The 26777-nt window shown below is 55.4% G+C and carries 21 protein-coding genes and 2 tRNA genes; 22 read left to right on the top strand and 1 reads right to left on the bottom strand.

The features are described 5' to 3' along the window. The first annotated feature begins 279 nt into the window (after window positions 1-279). The 9 genes from LN450_RS11925 (at window position 280) to LN450_RS11885 (ending at window position 12142) form a co-directional block, all read left to right on the top strand. Window positions 280-3504: a TonB-dependent receptor gene (locus LN450_RS11925; protein ID WP_011347926.1), complete on the top strand. Its 3225-nt coding sequence runs from the start codon at window positions 280-282 to the stop codon at window positions 3502-3504. A 106-nt stretch (window positions 3505-3610) separates the two neighbouring features. Next, window positions 3611-4996, top strand: coding sequence for a nucleotide 5'-monophosphate nucleosidase PpnN (ppnN, locus tag LN450_RS11920; RefSeq protein WP_011347925.1), 1386 nt, complete (start codon window positions 3611-3613; stop codon window positions 4994-4996). A gap of 124 nt (window positions 4997-5120) precedes the next feature. Next, window positions 5121-5639, top strand: a complete 519-nt coding sequence (locus LN450_RS11915) for a GspH/FimT family pseudopilin (RefSeq protein WP_011347924.1) — start codon at window positions 5121-5123, stop codon at window positions 5637-5639. Further along, entirely contained in the window at window positions 5636-6115 is a 480-nt protein-coding gene (gene pilV, locus LN450_RS11910; RefSeq protein ID WP_011347923.1) for a type IV pilus modification protein PilV, read from the top strand. Before LN450_RS11915 ends, pilV begins: the two co-directional genes overlap by 4 nt. A gap of 5 nt (window positions 6116-6120) precedes the next feature. After that, on the top strand, window positions 6121-7278 hold the full coding sequence (locus tag LN450_RS11905) for a PilW family protein (protein WP_011347922.1): 1158 nt from the start codon (window positions 6121-6123) through the stop codon (window positions 7276-7278). A gap of 2 nt (window positions 7279-7280) precedes the next feature. Further along, entirely contained in the window at window positions 7281-7808 is a 528-nt protein-coding gene (locus tag LN450_RS11900; RefSeq protein WP_039416210.1) for a pilus assembly PilX family protein, read from the top strand. A gap of 10 nt (window positions 7809-7818) precedes the next feature. After that, window positions 7819-11565: a pilus assembly protein gene (locus tag LN450_RS11895; RefSeq protein WP_011347920.1), complete on the top strand. Its 3747-nt coding sequence runs from the start codon at window positions 7819-7821 to the stop codon at window positions 11563-11565. 32 nt (window positions 11566-11597) lie between these two features. After that, on the top strand, window positions 11598-12005 hold the full coding sequence (locus tag LN450_RS11890; protein ID WP_011347919.1) for a type IV pilin protein: 408 nt from the start codon (window positions 11598-11600) through the stop codon (window positions 12003-12005). Window positions 12006-12065: 60 nt separating this feature from the next. Further along, window positions 12066-12142: transfer RNA gene (locus LN450_RS11885), tRNA-Asn, on the top strand. A 46-nt stretch (window positions 12143-12188) separates the two neighbouring features. On the opposite strand, the gene LN450_RS11880 is transcribed toward LN450_RS11885, so the two are convergent. After that, window positions 12189-12731: a GspH/FimT family pseudopilin gene (locus LN450_RS11880; RefSeq protein WP_011347918.1), complete on the bottom strand. Its 543-nt coding sequence runs from the start codon at window positions 12729-12731 to the stop codon at window positions 12189-12191. Window positions 12732-12871: 140 nt separating this feature from the next. Between LN450_RS11880 and uvrB the strand changes: the two genes are divergently transcribed. The 13 genes from uvrB (at window position 12872) to LN450_RS11815 (ending at window position 26674) form a co-directional block, all read left to right on the top strand. Beyond that, on the top strand, window positions 12872-14893 hold the full coding sequence (uvrB, locus tag LN450_RS11875) for an excinuclease ABC subunit UvrB (RefSeq protein ID WP_014090504.1): 2022 nt from the start codon (window positions 12872-12874) through the stop codon (window positions 14891-14893). A gap of 98 nt (window positions 14894-14991) precedes the next feature. Then, a tRNA-Val gene (locus tag LN450_RS11870) sits at window positions 14992-15066 on the top strand. Window positions 15067-15649: 583 nt separating this feature from the next. Continuing rightward, window positions 15650-15892 carry a hypothetical protein gene (locus LN450_RS11865; RefSeq protein WP_011347916.1) on the top strand — a complete coding sequence of 81 codons (243 nt, stop codon included), beginning with the start codon at window positions 15650-15652 and terminating at the stop codon, window positions 15890-15892. A 36-nt stretch (window positions 15893-15928) separates the two neighbouring features. After that, the gene (locus LN450_RS11860) at window positions 15929-17602 is read left to right on the top strand and encodes a type IV secretory system conjugative DNA transfer family protein (RefSeq protein WP_011347915.1); all 1674 of its coding nucleotides are present in this window, start codon (window positions 15929-15931) and stop codon (window positions 17600-17602) included. A gap of 332 nt (window positions 17603-17934) precedes the next feature. Beyond that, the gene (locus LN450_RS11855; protein WP_005914237.1) at window positions 17935-18345 is read left to right on the top strand and encodes a TcpQ domain-containing protein; all 411 of its coding nucleotides are present in this window, start codon (window positions 17935-17937) and stop codon (window positions 18343-18345) included. A 125-nt stretch (window positions 18346-18470) separates the two neighbouring features. Beyond that, window positions 18471-19487 carry a VirB8 family type IV secretion system protein gene (locus LN450_RS11850; RefSeq protein WP_011347914.1) on the top strand — a complete coding sequence of 339 codons (1017 nt, stop codon included), beginning with the start codon at window positions 18471-18473 and terminating at the stop codon, window positions 19485-19487. Beyond that, window positions 19484-20251, top strand: a complete 768-nt coding sequence (locus LN450_RS11845) for a TrbG/VirB9 family P-type conjugative transfer protein (protein WP_011347913.1) — start codon at window positions 19484-19486, stop codon at window positions 20249-20251. Before LN450_RS11850 ends, LN450_RS11845 begins: the two co-directional genes overlap by 4 nt. Further along, window positions 20248-21432 (top strand): TraB/TrbI/VirB10 family type IV secretion system protein, encoded by a 1185-nt coding sequence (locus LN450_RS11840; RefSeq protein ID WP_039416218.1) that lies wholly within the window; start codon window positions 20248-20250, stop codon window positions 21430-21432. Before LN450_RS11845 ends, LN450_RS11840 begins: the two co-directional genes overlap by 4 nt. Further along, window positions 21429-22478, top strand: a complete 1050-nt coding sequence (virB11, locus tag LN450_RS11835) for a P-type DNA transfer ATPase VirB11 (protein ID WP_170808609.1) — start codon at window positions 21429-21431, stop codon at window positions 22476-22478. The genes LN450_RS11840 and virB11 overlap by 4 nt, the downstream gene beginning before the upstream one ends. A 57-nt stretch (window positions 22479-22535) precedes the next feature. After that, window positions 22536-23351, top strand: a complete 816-nt coding sequence (locus LN450_RS11830) for a lytic transglycosylase domain-containing protein (protein ID WP_039416254.1) — start codon at window positions 22536-22538, stop codon at window positions 23349-23351. A 60-nt stretch (window positions 23352-23411) separates the two neighbouring features. Then, window positions 23412-23819 carry a TrbC/VirB2 family protein gene (locus LN450_RS11825; RefSeq protein ID WP_039416256.1) on the top strand — a complete coding sequence of 136 codons (408 nt, stop codon included), beginning with the start codon at window positions 23412-23414 and terminating at the stop codon, window positions 23817-23819. Continuing rightward, complete coding sequence (locus tag LN450_RS11820) at window positions 23812-24123, top strand: VirB3 family type IV secretion system protein (protein ID WP_039416223.1); 312 nt, start codon at window positions 23812-23814, stop codon at window positions 24121-24123. The genes LN450_RS11825 and LN450_RS11820 overlap by 8 nt, the downstream gene beginning before the upstream one ends. Window positions 24124-24220: 97 nt before the next feature. Further along, window positions 24221-26674: a VirB4 family type IV secretion/conjugal transfer ATPase gene (locus tag LN450_RS11815; protein ID WP_039416225.1), complete on the top strand. Its 2454-nt coding sequence runs from the start codon at window positions 24221-24223 to the stop codon at window positions 26672-26674. The last annotated feature ends 103 nt before the right edge of the window (window positions 26675-26777 follow it).

Below are 26777 nucleotides of genomic sequence, written 5' to 3'. Positions count from 1 at the left end.
CCACTTCGTAGCTTCAAAGGCGCGATGGGCGTCTCGCTCAAGTTGCGACCTTGCACGATCTGGCGATTACGCCTTGACCTTCGCAGTTCATGTAGCAGCGCGCGAAGTTTGTCACGCCGTCGTCACAATCAGGGCTTAGCGTGTTAATCTGTTGTTAACCGTTGCGGCAGCAACCAGTCGCGCGGCAAGGGACCCCAGATCATCGGCAGCCCACCCCCGGGAACGGTTGGGCTGACTGCGCCTTTTTGTCACTGCCCAACCTGTATCGAGGCTACCGAAATGACCCACCCCCGTTATCTCCGCATGTCCAAGCTGACGCTTGGCCTTGTCGCCGCGCTCGCCGCCGCTCCTGTGTTTGCGCAAAGCACCTCGGCTGGCGTCGCCGGCCTGGTGACCGGCAGTGGCGGCCAGCCCGTCCCGAACGCCGAAGTCACCATTACGCACGTGGAGTCCGGAACGGTCAGCCGCGCCACCACCGATGCCAGCGGACGCTATAACGCGCGCGGCTTGCGTGTGGGCGGGCCGTACACCATTACCATTACCGCTTCGGGCGCTGGCAACACCACCCGCGAAGGCGTGTATCTGAATCTGGACAAGGTCAATCAGGTCGATGCCGCTCTGGGCGGCGATCTGGCGACGCTGGGCACTGTGCAGGCAATCGCCGGCAATTACGGCTCGGCCATTTTCAGCGCCAACAAGATGGGTACCGGCACCAACGTGACCCGCGAAGAAATCGAGTCGCTGCCGTCGATTAACCGTAACCTGCAGGACTATGTGCGTCTGGATCCGCGCGTTGCGCAAACCGACAAGGCGCGCAACGAAATCTCCATCGCCGGCCAGAACCCGCGCTACAACGCGATCCGCGTCGACGGCATCAGCACCAACGACGCCTTCGGTCTGGAATCCAACAGCCTGCCGACCCCGCGCCAGCCGTTCTCGATGGACGTCATTGATGAAATCTCGGTGGACGTGGCCAACTACGACGTGACGATCAGTGGCGGCACCGGTGGCGTGATCAATGCCGTCACCAAGTCGGGCACCAACGAATTCCATGGTTCGGTCTACGGCACTTATCGCGAGAACGACTGGTCGGGCAAGAATCAGAACAACATCCGCCCGCAGCTGTTCGACAACGAAGCGACGTATGGTCTGACTCTGGGCGGCCCGATCGTCAAGGACAAATTGTTCTTCTTCGCCAACTATGAGAAGTACAAGGGTAAGGGTGTGTTTACCGGTAACAGTGGCTACGGTCCAGCCGGTTCTGGTGCCAGCAATGAAGTCGGTATTACCCAGGCGCAGGTCGATCAGGTGATCGATATCTCGCGCAATGTCTATGGCTTCGACCCTGGGACCCTGGCCTTGCCGGCATTGGATTCTGATTCAGAAGAGAAGGGCTTCAAGCTGGATTGGAACATCAGCGACAAGCATCGTGGTTCGTTCCGCTATGGCAAGTCCGAGCAGAGCACGGCCAATCTCAATGGGTTCGGCAACAATCAGCTGGCGTTGAACTCGTACCACTATGTGCGCGACTTCGAACTCGAGACCTACACCGGTCAGTTGTTCAGCGACTGGACCGATACTTTTTCGACCGAAGCCAAGGTGTCTTATCGCGATTACTCGGCAGTTCGTACTGCGGCATCGCAGTTGCCGGCCATCGCCGTGCGTTTCGGCAACAACACTTTAAATCTGGGTACTGAAGCCAATACTCAGGCTAACGAGTTGCGCACCGAAACCTGGAACGCCTTCTTCGCCGGCACGCTGTTCTTGAATGACCACACGGTCAAGTTCGGGTTCGACTACGAAGACAACGACATCTACAACTTATATGGTCCGCGTGTTTTCGGTAGCTACACCTTCAACTCGGTTGCCAATTACCAGGCAAATTTGCCGAACGCGTATCGTTACTCGTATTCGCCCACCGGTATCGACAATATCGCTGCGAAGTGGGGCGTGCGGAACGTGGGCGTGTTCTTGCAGGATTCTTGGGCCGTCAATAGCAACCTGACACTGAACTTCGGCCTGCGTTATGACGAGCCGATGGTGAAGAACTCGCCGCAGTTCAACCAGGCTGCGTTTAACGCATTCGGTCTTCGCAATGATGAAACCATTGACGGCAACGGCTTGTGGCAGCCGCGCTTTGGTTTCAACTACACCTTCGATGCAGATCGTCCGACCCAGCTGCGTGGCGGCGTTGGCCTGTTCCAGGGTGCTGCCGCGTCGGTTTGGTTGTCCAATCCGTATTCCAATACTGGTTTGGCTTATACCGATTACAACTTCAACAACGCGTCCAACAGTGGTATCCGCTTCACGCCGGATATCAACAACCAGCCGCGCGGAACATCGGGCGCCACGCAGTCGGTCGACTTTGTTGACAAGGATCTGAGCCAGCCGTCCGTTTGGAAAGCAAACCTCGCCTTCGATACCGAGTTGCCGTGGTACGGCATCGTCGCCTCGATGGAAGGTGTGGTGACCAAGGTCAAGGAAGCGATTTATTACCAGCAGCTCAATCTCGGTAATCCGACGGCAGTTGGCCAGGATGGTCGTGATATCTACTGGAATGCCAATGGCCGCAATCCGGCTAACTGGAATTCCCTGGGTAATGCATGTCTCCGCGAAACGGGTGTGGCGGCTGGTTCGTCATGTGTGAACAGCGGTACCGATATCCGTGCTGGTCGCAACATGAGCTTCAACGATGCCATCATTGCGCGCCCCACCGATCAGGGTGGCTCGCAAAGTTTCACTGTCGGCTTGAACAAGCCGTTCAACGACAGCGACTGGTCGTGGAGCTTGGCTTACACCTACTCGAACGCGAAGGAAGTCAGCGGTCTGACCAGTTCCACTTCGGGGTCGCAGCTGCTCAACACCGCAACCTTCCAGGCGAATGAAGAGGTCAATGCAACCTCGGCATACGAAATCAAGGACAGTTTCCTGGGTACGCTGCAGTGGAAGCATAATTTCTTCGGCGATTTTGCAACGAAGGTCGGTCTGGTGTATCAAGGCCGCAGCGGTCGTCCCTACAGCTATACGTTCGACAACGATGCCAATGGCGACGGTCGCTCCAATGACCTGTTGTACATCCCGGCGGCGCGCGGCGATGTGCTGTTCCGTAACGCGGCCGAAGAAAACGCGTTCTGGAACTACGTCAACAATGACCAGTACTTGTCCACGCACAAGGGCCAGGTTGCTGGCCGCAATGCGGTACGTAATTCCTGGGTCAACCAGTTCGATCTACACATCGAGCAGGAGCTTCCTGGCTTCTTCGATGGCAACAAGGCGCAGATCTGGGTCGACGTCATGAACGTGGGCAACCTGCTCAACAAGAAGTGGGGCCGCGTCGATGAGTACGCATTCCCGGGCTTCAAGGGTGTTGCTGAATACGGCGGTATCGACGCGGCGACTGGCAAGTATGTTTACCGCTTCAATGAGCCGGATGCCGCGACCGTCTACGACGACAAGGGCATCTCCCGCTGGGCGCTGCAGCTGGGCTTCCGCTACCAGTTCTAAAGCCGGCTAGCGTGTCGATGTTTGCAAAAACGGCCGGTGTCTCCCGGCCGTTTTCTTTTGTGCGGGTGAGTACGCTAAAGTTCCGTGCATACGACAGGAGCATGCTATGGAACTCAGCAGTACGGCAGCACGGGCGCTGCCGGTGGTGGATGCGCGGATCTACCCGCGTGGTGGTCTGGATGTGTTGTCCAAGGCAGAAGTGGCCCGGTTGCGCGATGCATCCAGCGGTGGCATGCATGAGCTGTTGCGCCGCTGTGCGCTGGCCGTGCTGACCAGCGGAAGCGCATCGGACGACCCGCGCGCTGCGCGCGATCTCTACCCGGATTTCGACATCCAGGTGAATCAGCAGGATCGCGGCATCCGCATCGATCTGATCAACGCACCGGCAATGGCTTTCGTCGATGGCGAGATCATCCGCGGCGTGGCCGAACTGTTGTTTGCCGTCGTCCGCGATCTCGCTTACATGGCCATCGAGCTCGAAGCGCAACGCGCGGATCTCGACACCAGCGAAGGCATCACCAATGCCGTGTTCGGCCAGCTGCGTAATGCGCGCATCCTGCAGCCCTTGGATCCGAACCTGGTCGTGTGCTGGGGCGGCCATTCCATCTCGCGCGATGAATACCTTTACACCAAGCAGGTCGGCTACGAGCTTGGCTTGCGCGGGCTGGATATCTGCACCGGCTGCGGCCCGGGCGCCATGAAGGGGCCGATGAAGGGCGCCACCATCGCGCATGCCAAGCAGCGCAAGCACAATACCCGCTACATCGGCGTCACCGAGCCAGGCATCATCGCCGCCGAATCGCCGAACCCGATCGTCAACCATCTGGTGATCATGCCGGACATCGAGAAGCGCCTTGAGGCCTTCGTCCGCATCGGACATGGCATCCTAGTGTTCCCGGGCGGTGTCGGCACCGCGGAGGAAATTCTCTACCTGCTCGGCATCCTGCTACGCGAAGAAAACGCGAACGTGCCGTTCCCGCTGATCCTCACCGGCCCGACCATCGCCGCGCCGTACTTCGAGCAGATCGACCGTTTCATTCGCCTCACCCTAGGCGACGCTGCCGCCTCGCGCTACGAGATCATCGTCGGCGACCCGGTCGCCGTCGCGCGCTGTATGGCCGAAGGGGTCCACGGAGTGCGCGCGCACCGCAAGGACCAGAAGGACTCGTATTACTTCAACTGGTCCGTGCACATCCCGCTCGAGTACCAGCAGCCCTTCGAGCCCAGCCACGAAGCGATGGCCGCGCTGGACCTGCACCACGGCCGCCCGGCGCCGGCCCTGGCCGCCGACCTGCGCCGCGCCTTCTCCGGCATCGTCGCCGGCAACGTCAAGGAAGACGGCATGCGCCGCATCGAGGAATTCGGCCCCTTCGAAATCAACGGCGATCCCGAGATCATGCAGGCCCTGGATGCGCTGCTGCGCGGCTTCGTTGAGCAGCGCCGGATGAAGATCTCGGGGGACTATCGGCCTTGTTATCGGGTGGTGACTTAAAGGTTGGTGGGGATCTGGGAAAGGCCGGCGTCGTTTGTCGGCCATTCCTACCGTTTGTCTGCAGTAGATTGCGTTAGGCCTGAAGCTTGACGATGCTGTCAAAACCAACGCTGGGGAGCGTCTAATGTTAGTTGTCCGTTCGCGTGGGTTCACCCTGATTGAGCTCATGGTAACCGTGGCCGTGCTCGCGATCGTAGCTTCCATTGGTTACCCGAGTTTCCAAGGAGTCCTGCGATCAAATCGGGCGGCTGCCGCCAATAACGAGCTAATGGCTTTGTTGAATCTCTCCAGGACCGAGGCCATACGGAATGGTCAGGGTGGAGGCGTGTGTGGTAGCTCCAATGGGACCAGCTGCGACGGTAGCTGGAGTGGGGGAGTCATGGCCTGGAGTGACTCCAACGGCAACGGCACCTTTGACGCAGGAGAAGCAGTGCTACGCTACTCGACCGGCAATCCTCGGCTTGTTGTCCAGGGACCCACCACTGGGACGGTGATCGCGTTTGATGCGCGTGGGCGCCGCCGCGCAGCTGCAGACCAGAAAGTCACTCTTCAGCCGGATCAGTGCGGGGGGCAGCCCCTGAGAAGATCATTGACCGTGAATGCATCCGGTCAAATCCGTAGCAAAAAAGAGGCTTGTGTATGAAGAAGGTCCCTCACACTAGTGCACGGTCGTCGCGAGGCTTCACTTTGATCGAAGTGTTGATCGCGATCCTCGTGCTGGCCTTCGGTTTACTTGGGTTCGCACTGCTGCAAACCATGAATGTCCGCTTTGTACAAAGCGCCAATTATCGTACGCAGGCAACCAATCTTGCATACGATCTGATTGATCAAATGCGGTCAAATCGGTACTTGGTGACCCAATACACTGCAGCGAGTTTCGCTGCAGGTTCTGTTACTCAAGCAGGTGCTTGTATATATCCCACCGGCGAGGCGGTGGCAATCACGCAAAACATCGCGCGCTGGCAGTGCCAAGTCGCGAAAGCATTGGGAGATAAGGCTGCTGCTACAGTCACCTATGCCAATGGGGTTGCGACAGTCTCGATCAGCTGGGGTGATCAGCGCTGGGACAAGGATAATCCGGATGCCGTTACGAGTTTTGCTTTGCGGACGGAGATTTAACAGCGATGAGTGTGTATAGACGCAACGCAGGTCTGTCCCTGATTGAACTCATGATTGCTATGGTGATCGGACTGGTGCTGTTGTTAGGCGTCATCCAGGTTTTCTCCGCATCGCGTACTGCGGCTCAGCTATCCGAAGGTGCCTCGCGGGCCCAAGAAAATGGGCGATTTGCGCTGGACTATTTGGCGCGTGATATCCGTATGGCAGGACATTTTGGATGCGTCAACGATCAGGCGCAGTTCGTTAAGGGGCAAGGCGACCCGCGGGTCAATCTTTCCGCCACCACGGGGAGCGGCAGTCCACTGGACTTTTCGGTGTCGATTCAGGGTTACGAGGCGCCAGGTACTTCGCCAGGGCAAACGGTAACAGTTGGGGCAACCGCAGGTTCGATTACCGGGCTGCCTGCTGCGATCCAGAACCTGAGCCCGGCGCCGCGGGCTGGGAGCGACATCATCGTCTTACGCTTTCTTTCCGCTGAGGGGGTTCCTGCCACGGGCATTGCGGCGGCGGGCTCTAATACGACGTTGACGATGGACGCTACCCGCTGGGCGAGGTTGACGGATGATGGCGTCGCAGCACCGACGCTGTTCGGAATCGCGGACTGCGCGCACGCCGATGTGTTTGCAGGCACGACCACTGCTGGAACAGTGGTGGCCTCAGGAGTAAACCTTGCCGGTCGATATGTTGTACAGCCCACTGGCCAGACCATGGTGTATCGCGCCGAATCGCTTGTGTATTACGTCGCGAACAATCCAGATACAGGGGAGCCCGCATTGCGGCGTGCCAGAGCAGGAGGTAACGGCCAGTACACCAGCGAGGAACTGGTAGAGGGCATCGAAAGCCTGCAATTCCTTTATGGACTGGACAGCACCGAAACCATTGCAACGCAAACCCCACCCGTTGGAAACATTACGGAGCAGAGGGTTGCGAGCAGTGTTGCAACAGCAACTGACGCAGCAGCTGCCAATCAATGGCGGCGGGTCGGTCAAGTGCAGGTTGGAGTGCTTGTGCGTAGTCCGACTCCAGCTGCTGCTGCTCCGATTGAGGCCAATCGTCTTGGTGTACTCGGAGTAACGGTGGTTCCACCTACGGCTAGCGATGGGCGGTATCGGGCCACCTATGAGTTGTCAGTCGCTCTCCGTAACCGACTGTTCGGTAACTGATAATGTCAATGCTGCCTCTATTGAAAACGCGTATGAATTTGAAAATCGGAGCTGTCCGGCAAACGGGTGCCGTTCTCTATGTCGCGCTGATCATCCTGGTGCTCTTGGCATTGATTGGTATCGCGGGCATCCAAGTCTCCGGCATGCAGGAGAAGATGGCATCCAATTACCGAGCAGTGAATCGTGCCTTCGAGGAGGCGGAGGGGACTGTTAGAAATGCCGAAAATTCAGTGGAAAAAATTTCCAATAGAACCACCTCATCGACTGATACTACCAGCCTGGTGGCATCAGGTGACATAAAGCGGGTTTGCGACGACGGCTTTGATCCGATGCAATGGGCACAGGCGCAGACATCCAATCGAGCCGTCAACGTTCGTCAAATCGATCAATGTATTCAAGGCGAAGCAAATATCGGAATGGGCCAGCCCGTCGATCCGGCATCTCCTGTTTTCCAAATCACGGGTGTTGCAGCCGATGACAAGAACAACCCTAGTTCCGAAGCCGCAGTAGACACCGTCTTCAAACTTTGAAGAAACGCACATGACAGCTAACAAAAAGAAAGTAATCCTTGCTTCTGCGTTGACCGGCGCAGTCGGATTGGGGTTCTTCATCTATACATTGATTGCTGCGCAGGGACAGGGCGTACTGGCTCAGGAGCCGATGAACGACCAGGTGCAGACGCCTCCCGCGTTCATCATGGCGGTGGATGACTCGGGCTCGATGACATTTCAGACTCAGTTTCCGGGACAGGACGGTCAAGGATGCTGGAGCACGGCTAGGCAGAGCTTCTTTTCTGCTCAAGGCGCATTGAACACAGAGGATTCGCCGAGCGTGACGTGTAGTTACAACCATGTCCTGCCCGGCGTTCGTATCGACGAAAACCGTCGCGGCGTCCCACCCCTGGACAGTCTTGGGTTTGCGCGCTCTTCTGCCTACAACCCCACCTATTACGATCCTGTTGTCAAATATGATCCGTGGATAAATAACGATGGGAATCCCTTCCCTCAGGCAGATTTAGTCAATACGCGGATCAACCCGCTCCAGGCAGGTGCCACTGTGGCGCTTGCTTCCAACTATATGGGGGACGATTTCAGCAGCAGTTTCAGAATTCAGAATGGAATGGTGCTACCTCGCGGTACGGGATACAGGCAGCGTTTCCAGGATAACAATGGCAATCTCTACTTCGGAATTGAACAGGTAACGACTTCCGACGTAACCTGGAATGGTGGTTCGCAGACGCTACTGATCAGGTTCTGGCCGGCGACCTTCTTTGTGCCTTATACAAGCGACACGGATGCCAGGCCGCTTCTCGCTGGCGCCGCCGCTTACGATGCGGTCCAGCGCGATCGGGTACGCAATGTATGTGGTACCGGCTGCGATATGTGGAAGTACACAATAAAGGCGGCAAATACTGATGCCCTTCAGAACTTTGCAAATTGGTTTTCATTCTATGGAAATCGAAACCGAGCCATCATTGCCGGCATGACTAGGTCGTTGGCTAACGTCAATAATATGCGGGTTGGTTTTTTCAGGATCAACCAGAACGCAAGTTACGACTCGGTCAATGAAAAATTGCCCATGCGCAACATGGGTACGCAAAGCGAGAAAACGGCCCTGTATAATTCGATTCTGGCCTTGCCCGCTAGTGGCGGCACGCCGAATCGGCAGGCAGTCAACGCGGCTGGTATCCAGTTTCAGCGGACCGATAGTGCAGCTCCTGTCCAGTTGGCATGTCAAAAAAATGCGGTCATGCTGTTTACGGATGGATACAGTAACCAGGATGGCCCATCCGTAAGTAACGCGAGCGGCGACGGGAATATGGGGATTCCTTTTGCCGACACCTATGACAACACCATGGGCGACATTGCTGCCAAGTATTATAATAATATCAATGGTGGTTCTCCCATTCGAGCGGATATGCCATCTGGTTTGGTGCCCGTTCCAAGCTCATGCAACACCGCTAATGCAAGTGTCAGACTGGATTGTCAGAAGAATCTGCATGTTAACTTCTATGGCATCACGCTAGGTGCGCGCGGTAATCTTTTCAATCCAGATGTTGTACAAGACGCGTACACGACACCGGCGATTTATCAAAACTGGCCGCCGCGCGAGAACGATGAGAGAAGTACTGTCGACGATATCTGGCATGCGGCTACGAACACGCGTGGGCAGTACATCAATGCCCGGACGCCGGCTGAAATCACTCAAGCAATGCGACGTGTACTTTCCTCGGTGACGGCGGGTTCTTCGCCTTCAGGTACGCTGGCTCAAAGTGGTGCCCGTATCGGCGTAGGATCCTTCTCGGTTGCCCCAAACTATGAAATTGCAAATGAGGGCACTGACTGGTTTGGGCGGCTCACCGGATACACTGTCTCGGTCAACCCGCAGACCCGCGTGGCGGTCAGCACTGCTGCATGGGAAGCTAGTGCGCGCATGCCGTCCGCGGCGGCTCGTAATGTGTTGGTGAGCAAGGCCGGGGTGGTTTCAGCGTTCAACGAGACGAATATCTCTTTGTCGGATCTGTGCACCAAGTCGACTGCGCTTTACCCGGGTATGTCCTTGTGCACTGCTTTGGATCTTGCAACTCTTGGGGCGAATGCGGCCACGGCGACCGCTTATCTGCGCGGGGACGCGTCTGGAGAAGTGCGAAGCGGAGGTCGCTTGCGTGACCGAACGACCGTTCTGGGCGACATCGTCAACTCGACTCCTGTGATCAGTTCTCCACTGGATGATTATGGTTACGGCAGTCTGCCGGGCAACCCGGGGGCTACCTATCAGGCCTATTTGAATACGAAAAAGGCCGGCCGTAACTATATGGTCTATGTGGGGGCCAATGATGGAATGCTGCATGGCTTTGACGGTGGTATGAATGGCGATGGCGTTATGGCCTCCAACGGCGGGGTCGAGCGTTTCGCATATATCCCGTCGACCGCACTGGGCCATATGGGTAATCTGCTCTTGCCATATGACCCGGCCAATCAAAGCGATCAGAAATTCGGTCATCGCTACTATGTCGATGGGCCCTTGGCCATATCCGACACGTACTACGGCGGCGCATGGAAGACCAGTCTAGTCGGCACTGCTGGCGCTGGCGGCCGAAGCGTTTTTGCGATGGACGTTACGACGCCTACCAGTGTGACTGCGGCCAGCCGGCTTTGGGAGATCAGCGATCTCGACAGCTCATTGTCTGCTGCGATACGTGCCAATATCGGATTTGTGCTCGGCAAGCCAGTCATCGTGCCGGTGTTGAGTTCGAATGGTACGGTGACCTGGAAGGCGGTCTTCGGCAACGGCTACAACAGCGCTAGCGGGAAAGCTGTCCTGTTTCTTGTAGATATCAAGGCGGGTACGCCCACCGTAACGATGATCGAAGCTGCCGAGAGCGGCAGTACTATCTCCGGTAGCAACGGTTTGGGCAATATCGTGGTTGTTGATCGGTGGGGCGGCACGGGCCAGTCGGAAAGGGTGCGTGATGGCTACGCAGATACTGTCTATGCTGCCGATCAAAAGGGAGCTATTTGGAAATTCGATTTGCGCAACACCACGACTGCGCTTACGGTCCCGCTATTCACCAGTCGTACGTCTGTGGAGAATAGCGCGACATACCGGCAGCCGATCACGGGTGGCCTGGTGGCCAGTGCCGGTGAAAATGGTGGTGTGACGTTGTTCTTCGGTACTGGCAGCTTCTCTTTCCGGAACGACCCGTTCGATACAGCGATCCAGTCCCTGTACGGCATCAACGACGTCGCTGCGGGGAGCGTCACCAGCACGATTACGCGTTCGAACCTTCAGGCCAATTCGATCGCCACTTCTGGTACATCTCGCAGTCTGGTTATGGGCTCCAGTGTGGCAGGCGGGCAGGGGTGGTATGTGGATCTACCGGCTGGCGAGCGTATGGTGGGGAATCCTAGTGTCGCGTCGGGTATCGTTTTCATACCCACTTATGTCCCCAATCCCAACAGTGTGGGCTGTGCATCCCAGGGGAGCAACTGGCTGTTTGGGCTGAACACCCGCACAGGTGGTGCGGCGCTGGATGTTGCAAGAAACGGCTCTCCCTCAGGGGCAGCTTTTGCTTCCGGGACTGCGGCGACGTCATTGACCACGCAGGGGACGACACCCGTGAAAGACGTGGGTGTTTCAGCGATTCCACGCTTGACTCCCTCCGAAACGGGCGGGTCTCTGCCACCCGGTGGTAGCTCTTGCTGGATGGTGATCAGTGTGGCGGGCGCGCAGCCGATGTATGTTCCTTATCCCTGCGGAAGACAGTCGTGGAGGCAAATTCAGTGACGATGCTATTCGAACACTCTCGTGCAAGAGCGATGACTCGCACTGTGGCGCAGATGCGTGGGTTTACGCTAATTGAGCTGATGATTGTCGTTGCCGTGGTTGCGATCTTGTCTGCGATCGCGTATCCGAGCTATACCGAACACGTACGGAAGTCGAGGCGCGCGCAGGCAAAAGTTGATTTGGTCGAATATGGCCAGCTAGCGGAGCGATTTCACACAGTGCAGAACACTTACATTGGTTTCAGTTTGCCATCGACGGTGTCACCACGCGAGGGGGGAACCGCGGCTTACAGTCTTGCCCTGTCACAGCAGACGCAGTCGGGATATGTCATCACAGCAACGCCGGGCGCTGCTCAGGTCGCGGACAAGTGCGGAACCTTGAGTATCGATCAGGCCTCTCGTAAGACCAATTCAAAGGGGCTCCAGTCAGATTGCTGGTAGCGGATGAAAAAAGTCTTGAGGTGTTGCATTGCCTCAGAATCTTGCTACAATGCCCACCCCGCCCGAATAGCTCAGCCGGTTAGAGCACTTGACTGTTAATCAGGGGGTCGTTGGTTCGAGTCCAACTTCGGGCGCCAAGATGTTCAAAAAGCCGCGACGTGTCGCGGCTTTTTGTTTGCCTGGTCATCGGGCTGCGCAGCTGGTAGGGCTGGTGTAGCGCACAGTGCGTGCTCTTCCGGAGTTGTTGACCACCACGTCAGCGAGTCGCCTAGCGTTGCTGCAGAGGCTGATGGTGATGTTCGTGCCGCTGCTGCGGCCGTTCGGCAGGAAGCGAACGATTGATCGTCCAGCTGTGCTGACGATATCGATGCCGCCGGTGGCGGAGTCTTGCTCCACTCGGACCACGGATGCAGCGTTTGGCGGCTGCCCATCGCGCCCTGGATCCTTAAAGAGAATCCATCCCTGGCTCCAGATGCGATCTGTTCGGCAACGTGTGCCATCCATGGAGGGGCAAAGGCTGACAGGCCCGCCTTGGGTGACGGCAAGGCTTCTGGCCATTGCAAGGTGCGCAGTTAGCAGGTGCACGCGCGTGGTCGCTCGCTGCCACTCGATGAGGCTTTTGAAGCTGGGCATGCCGATGGCTGCGCCGATTCCGATGATCGCCATCACGATGAGCAACTGGACTGCGGTGTACCCTCTCGCGCTCGAATAGCCTGCTGCGTCCATTGCGCGTCTCCTTGAAGTGGAGCAAGCAGTCTCAACATTGGTTGCTTGCCAGGTAACCCTGCCTTTCCTTGCGTAGCTGTCAGGGTTCTACCGATGCTGGCCTCCGTAAATTCGTGCAGCCTCCCCCCGAGATCCGCTCCATGACCGACCGTTTTCAGCTCGTATCCCCTTACTCGCCAGCGGGCGACCAGCCTGCGGCCATCGACAAGTTGGTGGCCAACTTCGAGGCTGGGCTGGCCAAGCAGACCTTGTTGGGTGTAACGGGCTCGGGCAAAACCTACACCATTGCCAATGTGGTCCAGCAGGTGCAGAAGCCGACGCTGGTGATGGCGCCGAACAAGACGTTGGCGGCGCAGCTGTACGGCGAGTTCAAGTCGTTCTTCCCGCATAACGCGGTCGAGTACTTCGTCAGCTACTACGACTACTACCAGCCGGAGGCCTATGTGCCGTCGTCGGACACCTTCATCGAGAAGGACAGTTCGATCAATGAACACATCGAGCAGATGCGCTTGTCGGCGACCAAGACCTTGCTGTCTCGGCGCGATTCGCTGGTGGTGGCGACGGTGTCGGCAATCTACGGCCTCGGCGCGCCGGAGGACTATCTATCGCTGCGCCTGATCCTGTCGGTTGGGGAGCACATCGATCAGCGCCAGTTGATCCGCCATCTCACCGATCTGCAATACACCCGCAACGAGTTCGAACTGACGCGCGGTGCCTTTCGCGTGCGCGGCGAGGTGTTGGATGTGTTCCCGGCCGAGTCGGATACCGAAGCCTTGCGCATCGAGTTGTTCGATGGCGACATCGAGCAGCTGACCTTGTTCGATCCACTCACTGGCGAAACCTTGCGCAAGTTGCAGCGCTACACCGTGTACCCGAAGACCCATTACGCCACGACGCGTGAGCGCACGTTGAGTGCGGTGGACACCATCAAGGAAGAGCTGAAAGAACGCCTGGAGCAGCTCTATGCGCAGAACAAGCTGGTCGAGGCGCAACGTCTGGCGCAGCGCACGCAATTCGACCTGGAAATGATGGCCGAGGTGGGTTTTTGCAACGGTATCGAAAACTACTCGCGTCATCTCACCGGCAAGGCGCCCGGCGAGCCGCCGCCGACCCTGTTCGACTACCTGCCGCCGGACGCGCTGCTGGTCATCGATGAGTCGCATGTGACCATTCCGCAGATCGGCGCGATGTACAAGGGCGACCGTTCGCGCAAGGAAACGCTGGTGGAGTTCGGTTTTCGATTGCCGTCTGCCTTGGACAACCGCCCCTTGCGTTTCGAAGAGTGGGAGGCGCGTTCGCCACGCAGCATCTATGTCTCGGCAACGCCGGGGCCTTATGAGGTGCGCGAGTCTGCCGGCGAAGTCACGGAGCTGGTGGTGCGCCCAACCGGTCTGATCGACCCGGTGGTGGAGATCCGTCCGGTTGGTACGCAGGTCGACGACCTCATGTCCGAGGTTCACGAGCGCATCAAGCTCGGCGATCGCGTGTTGGTGACCACGTTGACCAAGCGCATGGCCGAGAATCTCACCGAGTATCTGGGCGAGCACGGGATTCGGGTGCGCTACCTGCACTCGGATATCGACACCGTCGAGCGCGTGGAGATCATCCGCGACCTGCGCCTGGGCAAGTTCGATGTGCTCGTGGGCATCAACCTGCTGCGCGAGGGTTTGGACATGCCGGAAGTCTCGCTGGTGGCCATCCTGGATGCCGACAAGGAGGGCTTCCTGCGATCGACCGGATCGCTGATTCAGACCATTGGCCGTGCAGCACGCAATCTGCGCGGCAAGGCCATTTTGTACGCCGACAAGATAACGCGCTCGATGCAGGCGGCAATCGACGAGACCGATCGTCGCCGCGAGAAGCAGGTCGAGTACAACCTGGAGCATGGCATCACGCCGAAATCCGTTGAGCGGCCGATCGCCGACATCATGGAAGGCGCGCGCGACGATGCGGCCGAGAAGAAGTCGGGCAAGGGCCGTTCGAAATCGCGCCAGGTTGCAGAGGAGACGCCCGATTACCGTGCCATGAAGCCTGCGGAAATCGCTGGCAAGCTCAAGAGTCTGGAACAGAAGATGTACCAGCACGCCAAGGATCTGGAGTTCGAGGCCGCAGCCCAGATTCGCGACCAGATCCAGAAGTTGAAGGCTGCCAGCTTGGGATAGGGCGGGTGACTCGCCCTGCAGACACGATAGGACTTGTGGTCGGTAAAACCCTGCGCTAGAATGCGCGCCCTGCACAGCGCAATGCTGACGCAGGATTCGGGCGGTTAGCTCAGCGGTAGAGCACTACCTTGACATGGTAGGGGTCACAGGTTCGAACCCTGTACCGCCCACCACTCTAAGTCCAGACGGTACAGAGGCTTGAGTGGTTTCAAGATCGGCAGCGACGTCTGCCATTGACCCCCAAAGCGACCCCACGCAAAAGCTCTTGCAGCTTTGGCATGTGTCAGTTCGGGTCTGTGTTACTGGAATCACGGCCTTCCTGTGCTTTCATCTCTGCCTGTCTGCCTGTCTGCCTGTCTGCCTGTCTGCCTGCCTGCCTGCCTGCGCTGCGCGTTGCGTGTCGATTGGCAATGTTGAAGCATGTCGCTCGCATATGGATGTTGGCTGTCTTCGGTCAAAACGTCCCCAGCCAGGTGCGCGGCGATGCGGAATCGTGCCGCGCCATTTGTCTGATCTGCCCGTTTCGGACGATGCGCGATGCCATGGGCGTATCGCCCCCCCAGATGGACGAACTCCCAATGCCGCTCTCTTCCTCCCAAGCGCACCGAAAGTGCCTCGAGTGTCGGAAATAAGTGTTCAGTGCGGCTGTTTTGCGGGTTAGCGCGGCCCACCGCCGCCCGGTTAGCCGATACCGCTTTCACCGTCACACGTCTTGCTTTAGCATCGCCACCGCGCTGACGGAAAGGAAGGCTGGCGATGGACGAATATCAGCACACCGTGCTGACCAGGGGCGGATATCGTGTTGTGGCGATTACGCGTGACGAGGTGTATGCACCCGACGCGGTCGTGGCATACGCCGTCGTGACCGATGCGGGTACGCGGATCACGCCGGATTTGTCTCTGGACCAGGCCAAGGTCTGGATCGATTCGCTGGTGGAGAGCGAGAGCGGCGGACGCAAGTCCGAGCTTGTCGACCATAAGCCGGTCGTGCGTCGCTAGCCCGCCATCGTGATGCAAGCCTAAGGAGAAGGGCGCATGTCCAAACCCAAAATCATCGCAATTGCCACGCTGGTGGCGGTGCTAGTCGGATACTGCCTGTCTGGCTATCTCACCCTGCTGTTGCTGCGGCTCGACACCGGTCTGTACGGGTGGGACACCTACTACCGCTATTTCAGCGCGCTTGGGTTGCCCCAAGTGGCGCCTTACGCGACCAAGATCAAGATTGCGGGCGCGCTTGGATTTGGCCTGCCGGTGCTGGTCTGGGCGATTGCCGTTGTGCTCATCGTCAAGCCCAAGGCGCGCGCCCTGCACGGTGACGCGCGCTTCGCTGGCGCCGCCGACCTCTCCAAGCATGGGCTGTTCAAGCCCGCCGGAAACGGCATTGTCGTCGGCAAGTTCAATGGCAAGCTGGTGCGACTGAGCGGCCAGCAATTCGTGATTCTTGCTGCGCCGACGCGCTCGGGCAAGGGTGTCGGTGTCGTGATCCCGAACCTTTTGGAGTATCAAGAGTCGATCGTCGTCCTGGACATCAAGCAGGAGAACTTCGACCTGACCAGCGGGTGGCGCGCCAGTCAGGGCCACGAAGTCTTCCTGTTCAACCCGTTCGCCGAAGACCGTCGCACGCATCGCTGGAACCCGTTGACCTATGTGTCGAACGACCCCGCATTCCGCGTTTCGGATCTGATGAGCATCGCGGCGATGCTGTACCCGGACGGCTCCGACGACCAGAAGTTCTGGGTCAGCCAGGCGCGCAACGCGTTCATGGCATTCGCGCTGTACCTGTTCGAGAACTGGGACGAGGAGCTGTCGCTCGGTTTCCCGGGTGGGGCAGGGGCGCCCACGCTGGGCGGGATTTATCGCCTGTCCTCGGGCGACGGTACCGATCTCAAGAAATATCTGAAGTCGCTGTCCGAGCGGCGGTTCCTCAGCAGCAACGCCAAGTCGGCCTTTGCCAACCTGCTGTCCCAGGCGGATGAGACCTTCGCCTCGATCATGGGCACCTTGAAGGAGCCGCTCAATGCATGGATCAATCCGGTGCTGGACGCCGCCACCAGTGCGGATGACTTCCTGCTCACGGACCTTCGCAAGAAGAAGATGACCATCTACATCGGCATCCAGCCCAACAAGCTGGCCGAAAGCCGCCTGATCATCAATCTGCTCTTCAGCCAGATCATCAACCTCAATACCCGCGAACTGCCCAAGTCCAACCCTGAGCTCAAATATCAGTGCCTGTTGCTGATGGACGAATTCACCTCGATCGGCAAGGTGGACATCATCGCGACCGCGGTAGCCTACATGGCCGGCTACAACATCCGCCTGCTGCCCATCATCCAGAGCATGGCGCAGTTGGACGCAACCTACGGCAAAGATCTGTCACGCACCATCATCACCAACCACGCCCTGCAGATCCTCTACGCGCCGCGCGAACAGCAGGACGCCAACGACTACTCCGAGATGCTGGGTTACACCACCATCAAGAAGAAGAACGTCACCCGAGGGCGGGAGACCACCCATAGCGTGTCAGAAGAGCGGCGGGCTCTGATGTTGCCCCAGGAGCTCAAGGCCATGGGCAACGAGAAGGAAGTGTTCCTGTACGAGGGGATCCCGCATCCGGTGAAGTGCGACAAGATTCGCTACTACGAGGATCGCTACTTCACTGCGCGCTTACTGCCAAAAACTGAAGTGAAAACGCTTACCATCAAAGTGTGATTGATGTCACATTTGCAGTGCGGTGCCTGGTGCGCAATTCTTGACGGATCTGCTTGTTAAGGGCAAAGTTAGCAAGAATCTGCGGTGTAGATAGATGGTCGTAGGGGAGCGGCGCCGGATGGGCCGTACTGGAGTAAGGCTATGGATGGTTTATCAGCGTATTCATTTTTCTCGGCAGCACGCACTCGCAACTGGGGCGACCCAGCGGGTGGTAGAGCCGCGAGAAACGCATCAATAACACGTTTCCTCCGGTACCCACTGGTGCGCGGAGGCTTAGTGCTGTCCGTCTTAAGCCCGAAATTTCATGAGTTGGAGAAGTCAGAGTGAATCCGATGTATGTGTCCAAGCTGTCGTTGGTGCTAGTGGCTGCAGCATTGGTAGGCGCGTGCGCGACCAAGCCTGCTCCTGACTTTGGTGGTCGTTGGAAGCACGTCAACCACTTTGACGAGGCGCCCACCGAAATTCCGCTCTACACCTCGTACACGTATCAGGCCACGCCCATGGACGGCACGCTGAAGACCATGCTGGAACGCTGGGCTGCGGATTCCAATATGCAGCTGTCCTACAACTTGCCATCGGACTACACCTTGATCGGGCCGGTTTCCGCAATCAGCACGACCAGCGTCCAACAGGCCGCAACCGAGCTGAGTGCCGTGTACGCAGCCCAAGGAGTTTCGGTGTCGGTTTCTGCCAACAAGTTGCTGGTCCAACCAGTGCCGGTGTCGTCTGGCGCCAAGCTCTAAGGGCTGCCTCCTGCTCGATGCCTTTCAGGCATGGGGCCGGCGGTGTTCCTACCTTCTCAAGTACCCGCGACGCGTTGCGGCGATGGTTTCAGGCCTGACAAGGCCTCACGGTGACGGATCTAGACATGTTGCGTAAGAAGGTCAGTGAAAAGGACGGTTCCGCCCAAGTAGGTGCGGCCGTTCAAAAAGCGGTGAATTACGAGGTCAGCATTGCGGACCTCGCGCGCCGCAGCGAAAAGCGTGCCTGGATCGTGGCGACGCTGTCGATGCTGGTCACCGTCATGACAGCGGGCGGCTACTACTACATGCTGCCGTTGAAGGAGAAAGTGCCATATCTGGTCATGGCGGACGCGTATTCCGGTACCAGCACCATTGCGAAGCTTGAAGCGAATTTTGGTGGACGCATGGTCAGCACTAGCGAGGCATTAGCGCGCAGCAATGTTGCACGTTTCATTACATCGCGTGAATCGTTTGATGCCTCGACGATAGGTGACCGTGATTGGAACACTGTCGTTGCCATGGCTACAGGTAACGTTCTTGGTGAATATCGTGCGCTACATGCTGGAAATAATCCCGCCAGACCTTTTAATACTTACGGCACCTCTCGTGCTATTCGGGTCAATATTCTCAGTATTACGCTTATAGGAGGAAGTGGTAAGCCTTACACTGGTGCCACTGTACGTTTCCAACGAAATGTGTATGACAAAGCCTCGGCCGCGGCCACGTTCTTAGATAACAAGATCGCTACAATGGGTTTTGTCTATCAAGATAATCTTGAGATGAGTGATACCCTTCGGGTGGAAAATCCACTGGGATTTCGTGTCACAGATTATCGTGTGGATAATGATTATTCGTCTTTACCGGCAGCGCCCTCTTCGGTTAGCCCGCAAGCCCAAGTTGCGCCACAGATTGCAGCTCCTCAGCAGGCCGCATTAGGCGTAGTAGATCCAAACGCGGCCGCCGCAGCCGGGCAGGGTAGTGTTTCAGCCCAGCAGGGTGTTCTTAATCAACAGGGGATGCCTGTCCAGCAGGTGCCGCCAGGATATTCCAGCCAAGTGCAGCCGGCGAGCCAACCTCAGGCGCAGCCCGCGGTCCAATATCAAGGGATGCCGAACAATGTCAAAGGAGCTAGCGGTCGATGAAACCCTCTAAAATCTATGGGGCTGTATTGACTGCAGCGCTAATATTTCCCTTATGTGTGAGTTCGGTGAACGCTCAGGTCGTGCAGGAGTATGAGTACGCTCCCAATCAAATTTATCAGGTCCGTACTGGATTAGGTATCACCACTCAGATTGAACTCAGCCCGAATGAGAAAATTCTGGACTACAGCACTGGGTTTTCCGGAGGCTGGGAACTTACTCGGCGTGAAAACGTTTTTTATCTAAAGCCCAAGAATGTTGATGTAGATACGAATATGATGATTCGTACGGCCACTCATTCTTACATTTTAGAACTGAAAGTTGTAGCGACAGATTGGCAGCGGCTTGAGCAAGCTAAGCAGGCAGGCGTTCAATATAAGGTTGTTTTCTCCTACCCAAAAGACACAAGTTTTAATAACGTCGAAGACGCTGATGCGGCAAAAAATGGGCCATTGCTGAGTGCCAAAATCCTCAAGGATCGAAGGTACTACTATGATTATGATTACTCGACTCGAAGTAAAAAGTCATGGCTGATTCCAAGTCGTGTATATGATGATGGAAAATTCACTTATATTAATATGGATTTGACGCGCTTCCCGTCAGGAAATTTTCCCGCCGTCTTTGCCCGGGAAAAAGAGCATAGCGAGGACTTTCTTGTGAATACGACCGTCGAAGGTAATACCTTGATCGTTCACGGGACGTATCCTTTCCTGGTGGTTCGTCACGGCGATAATGTTGTCGGTCTGCGAAGGAACAAGCAAAAGTGAACTCAAATATTCCAAACAGCCCTGATGAGCGTTCTCACGACAACCGTGATGGCGATCAAGCCCGTAGTCAATATGATGAGCGCAGCAATCCCTACTTCGTTCGCCAGCAGGAGGGTGCCGAGCCGAATCTGGACGCGAATGAACCCGTACTGCGTTCCAATGACATCAAACGACTAAACCGCAAAGCGTTGGTTTTTCTTGCGCTAGTTGCTGGCTTGCTTCTTTTGGCGATATTTTGGTTGGCAAAACAGGGCTCTGGTGACACAGCACCAGTGAAGCCGCGAACTGAAACAGTAGTTGCGCCCGCCCTTCCTCAAAACATGACTACGCCAGTAGACACGGCGCCGGTACCTCTAGTGCAATCGCCTAGTATGCCGCCATTGCCGCCGATGCCCCCCGATGAGATCGAAACCACGGCGCCAGTCCCCGAACGCCCGAGGGCTCCAACGCTCCTTGAGCGGCGTATTCTTGCTGAGCAACAGTCTGCTGTTCCGGATAGTTCGGGTATTGCCGGAATTCCCGGGCAGCCCGAAGCGCAATCTGCAACCCCGCGCGATGAACAGGTGACACTGGCTAAGCCGATTAGTAATCCTGATGGGTTACTGGTTCGCGGCACCTATATCCGCTGTGTGCTGGAGACCAGGATACTTTCCGACTTTGGCGGATATACCTCCTGCATCGTTACCGAACCCGTCTATTCGATCAATGGACACAATCTGTTGTTGCCCAAAGGCTCCAAGATGTTGGGTGAATACAGCGCGGGGGAGCCAAGTACTCGGCGTTTACAAGTTGTGTGGGATCGAGTTACTACGCCGACTGGGCTTGATGTAACGCTTGTCGGCCCCGGTATCGATACTTTAGGCAGTTCCGGTCATCCCGGTCAGTATAACGCTCACTGGGGTAATAAAATTGCTTCAGCTTTATTTATAAGTCTTCTGAGTGATGCGTTTAAATATGCTGCAGCAGAGTACGGTCCTGAAACCACTACAATCGGCGTAGGCTCTGGCATAGTGACTCAGCAACCGTTTGAGAGTAATACGGCGCGTACCATGCAACAGCTTGCTGAGCAGGCGGTGGAGAAATCCGGCCGTCGCCCAGCAACGCTGACAATCAATCAAGGTACTGTTTTGAACGTGTACGTCGCAAAAGACGTTGATTTCTCAGCGGTGCTGCCAAAGTGAGTGCCATGACGATTGACGACTCTCCAACCGCGCGAATTTCAAATGATTTTCTGGATTACCAGTACTCTGTACTTGGCATTCTGGATTACTTGAACTCGCCCGAAGTTACGGAGATCTGCATCAATCGTCCGGGTGAGTTATATCTTGAGACGGTCAATGGTTGGCAGCGGATGGAGGTACCCTCGCTAACCTTTGATCGTGCTAGACAGTTCTGCACCGCGGTCGTGAACGAGAGTAATACTGGACAGCGCATCACCGATGCTGATCCCGTGGTTTCTTTGACATTTCCCACGGGCCAACGTGCGCAGTTTGTGATTCCGCCTGCCTGCGATGCCGGTAAGGTCTCGATTACGATTCGCTTGCCCTCAAAGCACACGAAGACGCTTGAGCAATACTCAAGTGACGGGTTTTTCGATCAGGTGCTAGAGGAGGCTGCTGATGTAAGCGAGCATGATCGCGAATTGCTTGAGTTACGTCGAAATAAAAACTATTCCGAGTTTTTTAAGAAAGCAGTGCTTTATAAAAAGAACGTAGTCGTAGCCGGCGCGACCGGCAGCGGAAAGACTACTTTTATGAAGGCTCTTGTGAACCACATCCCCAATGAAGAGCGTTTGGTTACTATTGAAGACGCCCGGGAGCTATTCATCAGTCAGCCTAACTCAGTGCATCTGCTTTACTCGAAGGGGGGGCAGAGTGCGAGTAACGTAACGGCTAAGAGCTGCATGGAGGCCTGTTTGCGTATGAAGCCTGATCGGATCATTTTGGCAGAATTGCGTGGCGATGAGTCGTTCTACTTTATTAGAAACTGTGCATCTGGCCATCCTGGCTCCATTACAAGTTGTCACGCTGGTAGTGTTGAGCAAACTTGGGACCAACTAGCGCTGATGGTGAAAGCATCGAACGAGGGTTCCGGCCTGGAGTTTGAGGTAATCAAGCGTTTGTTACGTATGACTATCGATATCGTAGTACATATCAAGGCGCACGCAGGGCGCCGTTTTATCACCGGAATCGATTTCGATCCTGTGAGGACGTTGCGAGGTGGCTGAATTGCTGCCAATGATTGATGTCGATCTGGCCTGGAGGAGAGGGTGATGCTGCCTGGCATGGAGTTAATGGGCTGCACGGGACTTGCCGTGCCCGGAGAAGTTATGCAGCATGTCGTCCGCGTTGAGTCTTCGCTTAATCCATATGCTATCGGTGTTGTCGGTGGTCGTCTGGTGCGCGAGCCTCGCGGTCTTGAGGAAGCTGTAGCCACGGCTAAGATGCTGGAGCAGAAAGGCTTTAATTTTTCACTGGGACTTGGCCAAGTCAATCGTTACAACCTGCAAAAGTATGGTTTAACTAGCTACGAAATGGCATTTGCTAAGTGCCCCAACCTAGTGGCCGCCTCTAAAATTTTGGCCGAGTGCCACTCACGTTCGGGCGCGAACTGGGGTAAATCTTTTAGTTGTTACTATTCTGGTAACTTTGAGACCGGCTTCAAGCACGGGTATGTGCAGAAGATTTATGCGTCCATCCGAGAGTCAGTTGGATCTTCGGGAGTGAAGCCTATTGCGGTAGTTCCAAATCGCACAATCAAGATGCGTGCAGAAAAGCCCCTGCAACAGGCTTTTACCGAGTTGGCAGATGCTGTCGTGGCTCGACGGATTCGAGACATTGCAAATCCGCAGACACAGGTTTCACAGCAAGGTCCTATGATTGCATCACCCACGCCAGTAGGTCAGGGGCCATCGGCATCTCCGCTTCCGCCTGCCGATGCCGCATTTTACGTGGTTAAAGCGACAGGACAGGGTAAGGGTGTGGCTGTACCTGCTGGCTTAGAGAAAGCTTTTACTGCAACAAACCAAGCGCCAGCCAGTGTGGCGCCGGCGCAGACGAGTCCTAAAAATCAGCAAGTCGATACTGCGTTTGTTTTTTAACCAGGATGGATAATTTGCCTAGGATGGGCCAATAGACCCCCCGCTCTAAAGGAGATGAAAATGAAGTTTGAAATTGACAAAAAGGCAGCAGCCGATGCAAAGATGATCGGGATGCAGGCATTGAAGGCTCTGGTTTTTACATCGGCACTGCTTGTAGCCGGCGGTACATTTGCTCAGACCAATCAATTGGCAAATACAGACACTAAGGTTTGTGGTTTCTTAGGGAATGTGAACAGCCTACTTACAATGGGTTCTGTTGCTGTAGTGACGATTGCTGTGATTGTTGCAGGCTATCAGATTGCATTTGCTCATAAGCGTATTTCCGAAGTTTCTCCAATTTTGATTGGTGGTGTGCTTATTGGTGCAGCGGGACAAGTTGCCAACATGATCATCGGCGACCGCGGAAGCAATACATGTAAAGGGGATGCGGCTGCGGCTCTAATCCAGTTCATTCAATACTATGCATAAAGATGTTCTTTTTCGCGGCTGTACGCGCCCAGCCATGTTTTTGGGAGTGCCTTATATCCCATTCTTCATCGGCGCCGGTGGAGGACTGCTGCTGGGAATGTACATCAACTTTTGGTACCTGCTGACTATTCCCGTCATTATCTTTGTGATGCGGCAAATGGCGAGGCGGGACGAGATGATTTTTAGATTGATGGGGCTGCGCTTGCTGTTTCGTATGCGTGTTCGTAATGTGCAACGCTACTCCGGGATGTGGGTGTTCAGTCCTAACGAATATCGTAAAAATCCTCCCGGAAAACGTCAGTAAAATTATCAACTACCCACCCCGTCTGAATAGATCGCACGGGGTGGGTAGTTTATTTTATCAAACCCTTGCGACGCTCTCTTCTTAACCTGGTAATAAAATGTTTAGCCCAGATAGCCCGATCAGTGAATTTGTCTCGGTCTCTACTCATGTCGCTCCTTCTGTTCTGAAGACGACTGGGGGTGATTATTTGTTGATCTGGCATCTAGCTGGCCTACCTTTTGTCGGCCGGGATGAGTTCGAGCTTGAGCAACGCCACAACACTTTTAATCGATTAGTGCAAACGCTGCGTGCCCCAGATTTTGCAAATGTAGCGTTTTGGGTGCATGACGTTCGTCGCAGGCGCAAAATTAACGACTCCAGTCGGTTCAAGCAATCTTTCAACCAGGCATTGTCCGATGATTATTATGCGGCTTTGTCGGGGCAGAAAATCATGCAGAACGAGTTGTACTTCAGCATGATATATCGTCCCGTTCTTAGTGGGAAACGCTTGGTTGAAAAATCCAGCGATCCTAATAAGATCAGGGTTGAAGAAGAGCAGGCTATTGCCAAGGTGATTGAGCTTGCTACCAATGTTGAGGCGGTATTGAAGGATTACTCTCCCTATCGCCTGAGTATGTACGAGGCAAAAAATGGCATTGTCTTCTCGGAAAGCCTTGAGTTTCTTGGTTATCTATTGAATCGAATTGATGAGCCTGTACCGGTTTTGCAAGCGCCAGTGTCGGCTTATTTGCCAGTTAGTAAGCACATGTTTGCTAATAAAACCGGTGATTTCGTAATTCGCACGCCAGATGGCATCAATCACTTTGGTGCGATCCTTAATGTCAAAGAGTATGCTGATGGCACGTATCCTGGCATTCTTAATGGTCTAAAATATTTGGACTTCGAGTATGTGATCACGCATTCTTTCAGTCCAGTAGGCCGTCATGATGCCCTAAAGGTGCTTGAACGCACGAAAGGGATGATGATTTCGTCAGGTGACAAATCTTCTAGTCAAATTCGCGACTTGGATTTGGCGATGGATGATGTGGCATCTGGTAATTTCGTTTTGGGTGAGTACCACTTTACTCTTGCAGTCTACGCAGATAGCCAGGAAAAACTCGCAAGGCAGATTGCAACTACAAGAGCAGAGCTCTCTAACGCTGGTTTTGTTTCTTCAAAAGAAGACCTGGCAATTGCTTCTTCATTTTATGCCCAGCTGCCTGGTAACTGGCGATTCCGTACTCGTATTGCCAACCTTAGTTCGCTTAATTTTCTTGGCCTTTCACCGCTACATAATTTTGCTCAGGGCAAACAACACAACAATCCTTGGGGTGATTGTGTCACTACGCTGCAGACAACAAATGGTCAACCATATTACTTTAACTTTCACGCCACTCACCCCGCTGAAAATTCGCTAGGGGAGAAAGCGATTGCTAATACAATGGTGATTGGTAAGTCAGGCACCGGTAAAACCGCGCTTATCAATTTTTTGCTGAGTCAGGTGCAGAAGTTCGATCCAGTACCAACGATTTTTTTCTTCGATAAAGACCGTGGTGCGGAGATCTTCGTTCGTGCTTGTGGGGGTAACTATCTAGCGTTAGAAAACGGAGCGCCGACTGGTTTTAATCCTTTTCAGTGCGAACGCACCGAGGCTAATACCCAGTTTCTGGCAGAGTTGATCAAGGTTTTGGGTGGGAAGCCTGAATACAGCTCGCGGGAAGAGGAGGATATTTATCGTGCGGTAGAAGGCATGTTGGATACTCCTATGCACTTGCGCAGCATGAGTAACTTTAGGAAGAGCCTGCCTAATATGGGTGATGATGGTTTATACGCCCGCTTGCGTCGCTGGACTGCTGGTAACTCGCTAGGTTGGGTCTTCGATAATCCGGTGGATACAATCGATCTAACACGTGCTTCGATCATCGGCTTCGACTACACGGATGTAATCGATAACGCTGAAGTGCGCGTGCCTGTGATTAATTACTTGCTTCATCGATTAGAGGCGCTAATTGATGGGCGTCCACTAATCTATGTAATGGACGAGTTTTGGAAAATTCTGGATGGTAAGGGAGGTTTGAAGGAGTTCGCTAAGAATAAGCAGAAAACCATCCGTAAGCAGAATGGCTTGGGTATTTTTGCCACGCAAAGTCCAGAAGATGCTCTAGCCAGCGATATTGCTGCGGCGCTGATCGAGCAGACCGCGACCATGATTCTCTTACCTAATCCCAACGCCAGTCGCGACGATTATATCGAAGGACTCAAGCTCACTGATGCCGAATATCAGGTTGTGGTCTCATTGGATGAGCGGTCGCGCTGCTTCTTGGTCAAGCAAGGGCATGCTTCAGCTGTATGCCAGCTCAACTTGCGTGGAATGGATGATGCGCTCTCCGTGATTTCTTCTTCCACTGACAATATTGAGATTATGAATCAGGTCCTTTCGCGCAAGGCAGGTCAGGTAGGCGTGAGTGTTGATCAACTCGCGCCCGAGCAATGGCTGGAGGATTTTTATGCTAACCGTAAGGGTTCTGGTAAGCGAAAGTCGAGCAAGGATAGCGTCGAAGATAACGCATGATTTCTGATTTGATCCGGCCTACTATTTATATAGGTTGGCGCTGGTTTGCAGAAGATGGTGTGGCTTGCCCCTAGAGCGTGTTATGAGTTTGAGGCTTGCGCGG

Source organism: Xanthomonas euvesicatoria pv. euvesicatoria, from assembly GCF_020880415.1.
GTDB classification, from domain to species: Bacteria; Pseudomonadota; Gammaproteobacteria; order Xanthomonadales; family Xanthomonadaceae; genus Xanthomonas; species Xanthomonas euvesicatoria.
Note: the sequence above shows the minus strand (reverse complement) of the source record. Positions and strands in the feature narration are given on the sequence as shown.

Coding starts and splice junctions, on each gene's coding strand:
- LN450_RS11925 (WP_011347926.1), top strand. CDS start 280: ATGACCCACCCCCGTTATCTCCGCATGTCCAAGCTGACGCTTGGCCTT.
- ppnN (WP_011347925.1), top strand. CDS start 3,611: ATGGAACTCAGCAGTACGGCAGCACGGGCGCTGCCGGTGGTGGATGCG.
- LN450_RS11915 (WP_011347924.1), top strand. CDS start 5,121: ATGTTAGTTGTCCGTTCGCGTGGGTTCACCCTGATTGAGCTCATGGTA.
- pilV (WP_011347923.1), top strand. CDS start 5,636: ATGAAGAAGGTCCCTCACACTAGTGCACGGTCGTCGCGAGGCTTCACT.
- LN450_RS11905 (WP_011347922.1), top strand. CDS start 6,121: ATGAGTGTGTATAGACGCAACGCAGGTCTGTCCCTGATTGAACTCATG.
- LN450_RS11900 (WP_039416210.1), top strand. CDS start 7,281: ATGTCAATGCTGCCTCTATTGAAAACGCGTATGAATTTGAAAATCGGA.
- LN450_RS11895 (WP_011347920.1), top strand. CDS start 7,819: ATGACAGCTAACAAAAAGAAAGTAATCCTTGCTTCTGCGTTGACCGGC.
- LN450_RS11890 (WP_011347919.1), top strand. CDS start 11,598: ATGACTCGCACTGTGGCGCAGATGCGTGGGTTTACGCTAATTGAGCTG.
- LN450_RS11880 (WP_011347918.1), bottom strand. CDS start 12,731: ATGGACGCAGCAGGCTATTCGAGCGCGAGAGGGTACACCGCAGTCCAG.
- uvrB (WP_014090504.1), top strand. CDS start 12,872: ATGACCGACCGTTTTCAGCTCGTATCCCCTTACTCGCCAGCGGGCGAC.
- LN450_RS11865 (WP_011347916.1), top strand. CDS start 15,650: ATGGACGAATATCAGCACACCGTGCTGACCAGGGGCGGATATCGTGTT.
- LN450_RS11860 (WP_011347915.1), top strand. CDS start 15,929: ATGTCCAAACCCAAAATCATCGCAATTGCCACGCTGGTGGCGGTGCTA.
- LN450_RS11855 (WP_005914237.1), top strand. CDS start 17,935: ATGTATGTGTCCAAGCTGTCGTTGGTGCTAGTGGCTGCAGCATTGGTA.
- LN450_RS11850 (WP_011347914.1), top strand. CDS start 18,471: ATGTTGCGTAAGAAGGTCAGTGAAAAGGACGGTTCCGCCCAAGTAGGT.
- LN450_RS11845 (WP_011347913.1), top strand. CDS start 19,484: ATGAAACCCTCTAAAATCTATGGGGCTGTATTGACTGCAGCGCTAATA.
- LN450_RS11830 (WP_039416254.1), top strand. CDS start 22,536: ATGGAGTTAATGGGCTGCACGGGACTTGCCGTGCCCGGAGAAGTTATG.
- LN450_RS11825 (WP_039416256.1), top strand. CDS start 23,412: ATGAAGTTTGAAATTGACAAAAAGGCAGCAGCCGATGCAAAGATGATC.
- LN450_RS11820 (WP_039416223.1), top strand. CDS start 23,812: ATGCATAAAGATGTTCTTTTTCGCGGCTGTACGCGCCCAGCCATGTTT.
- LN450_RS11815 (WP_039416225.1), top strand. CDS start 24,221: ATGTTTAGCCCAGATAGCCCGATCAGTGAATTTGTCTCGGTCTCTACT.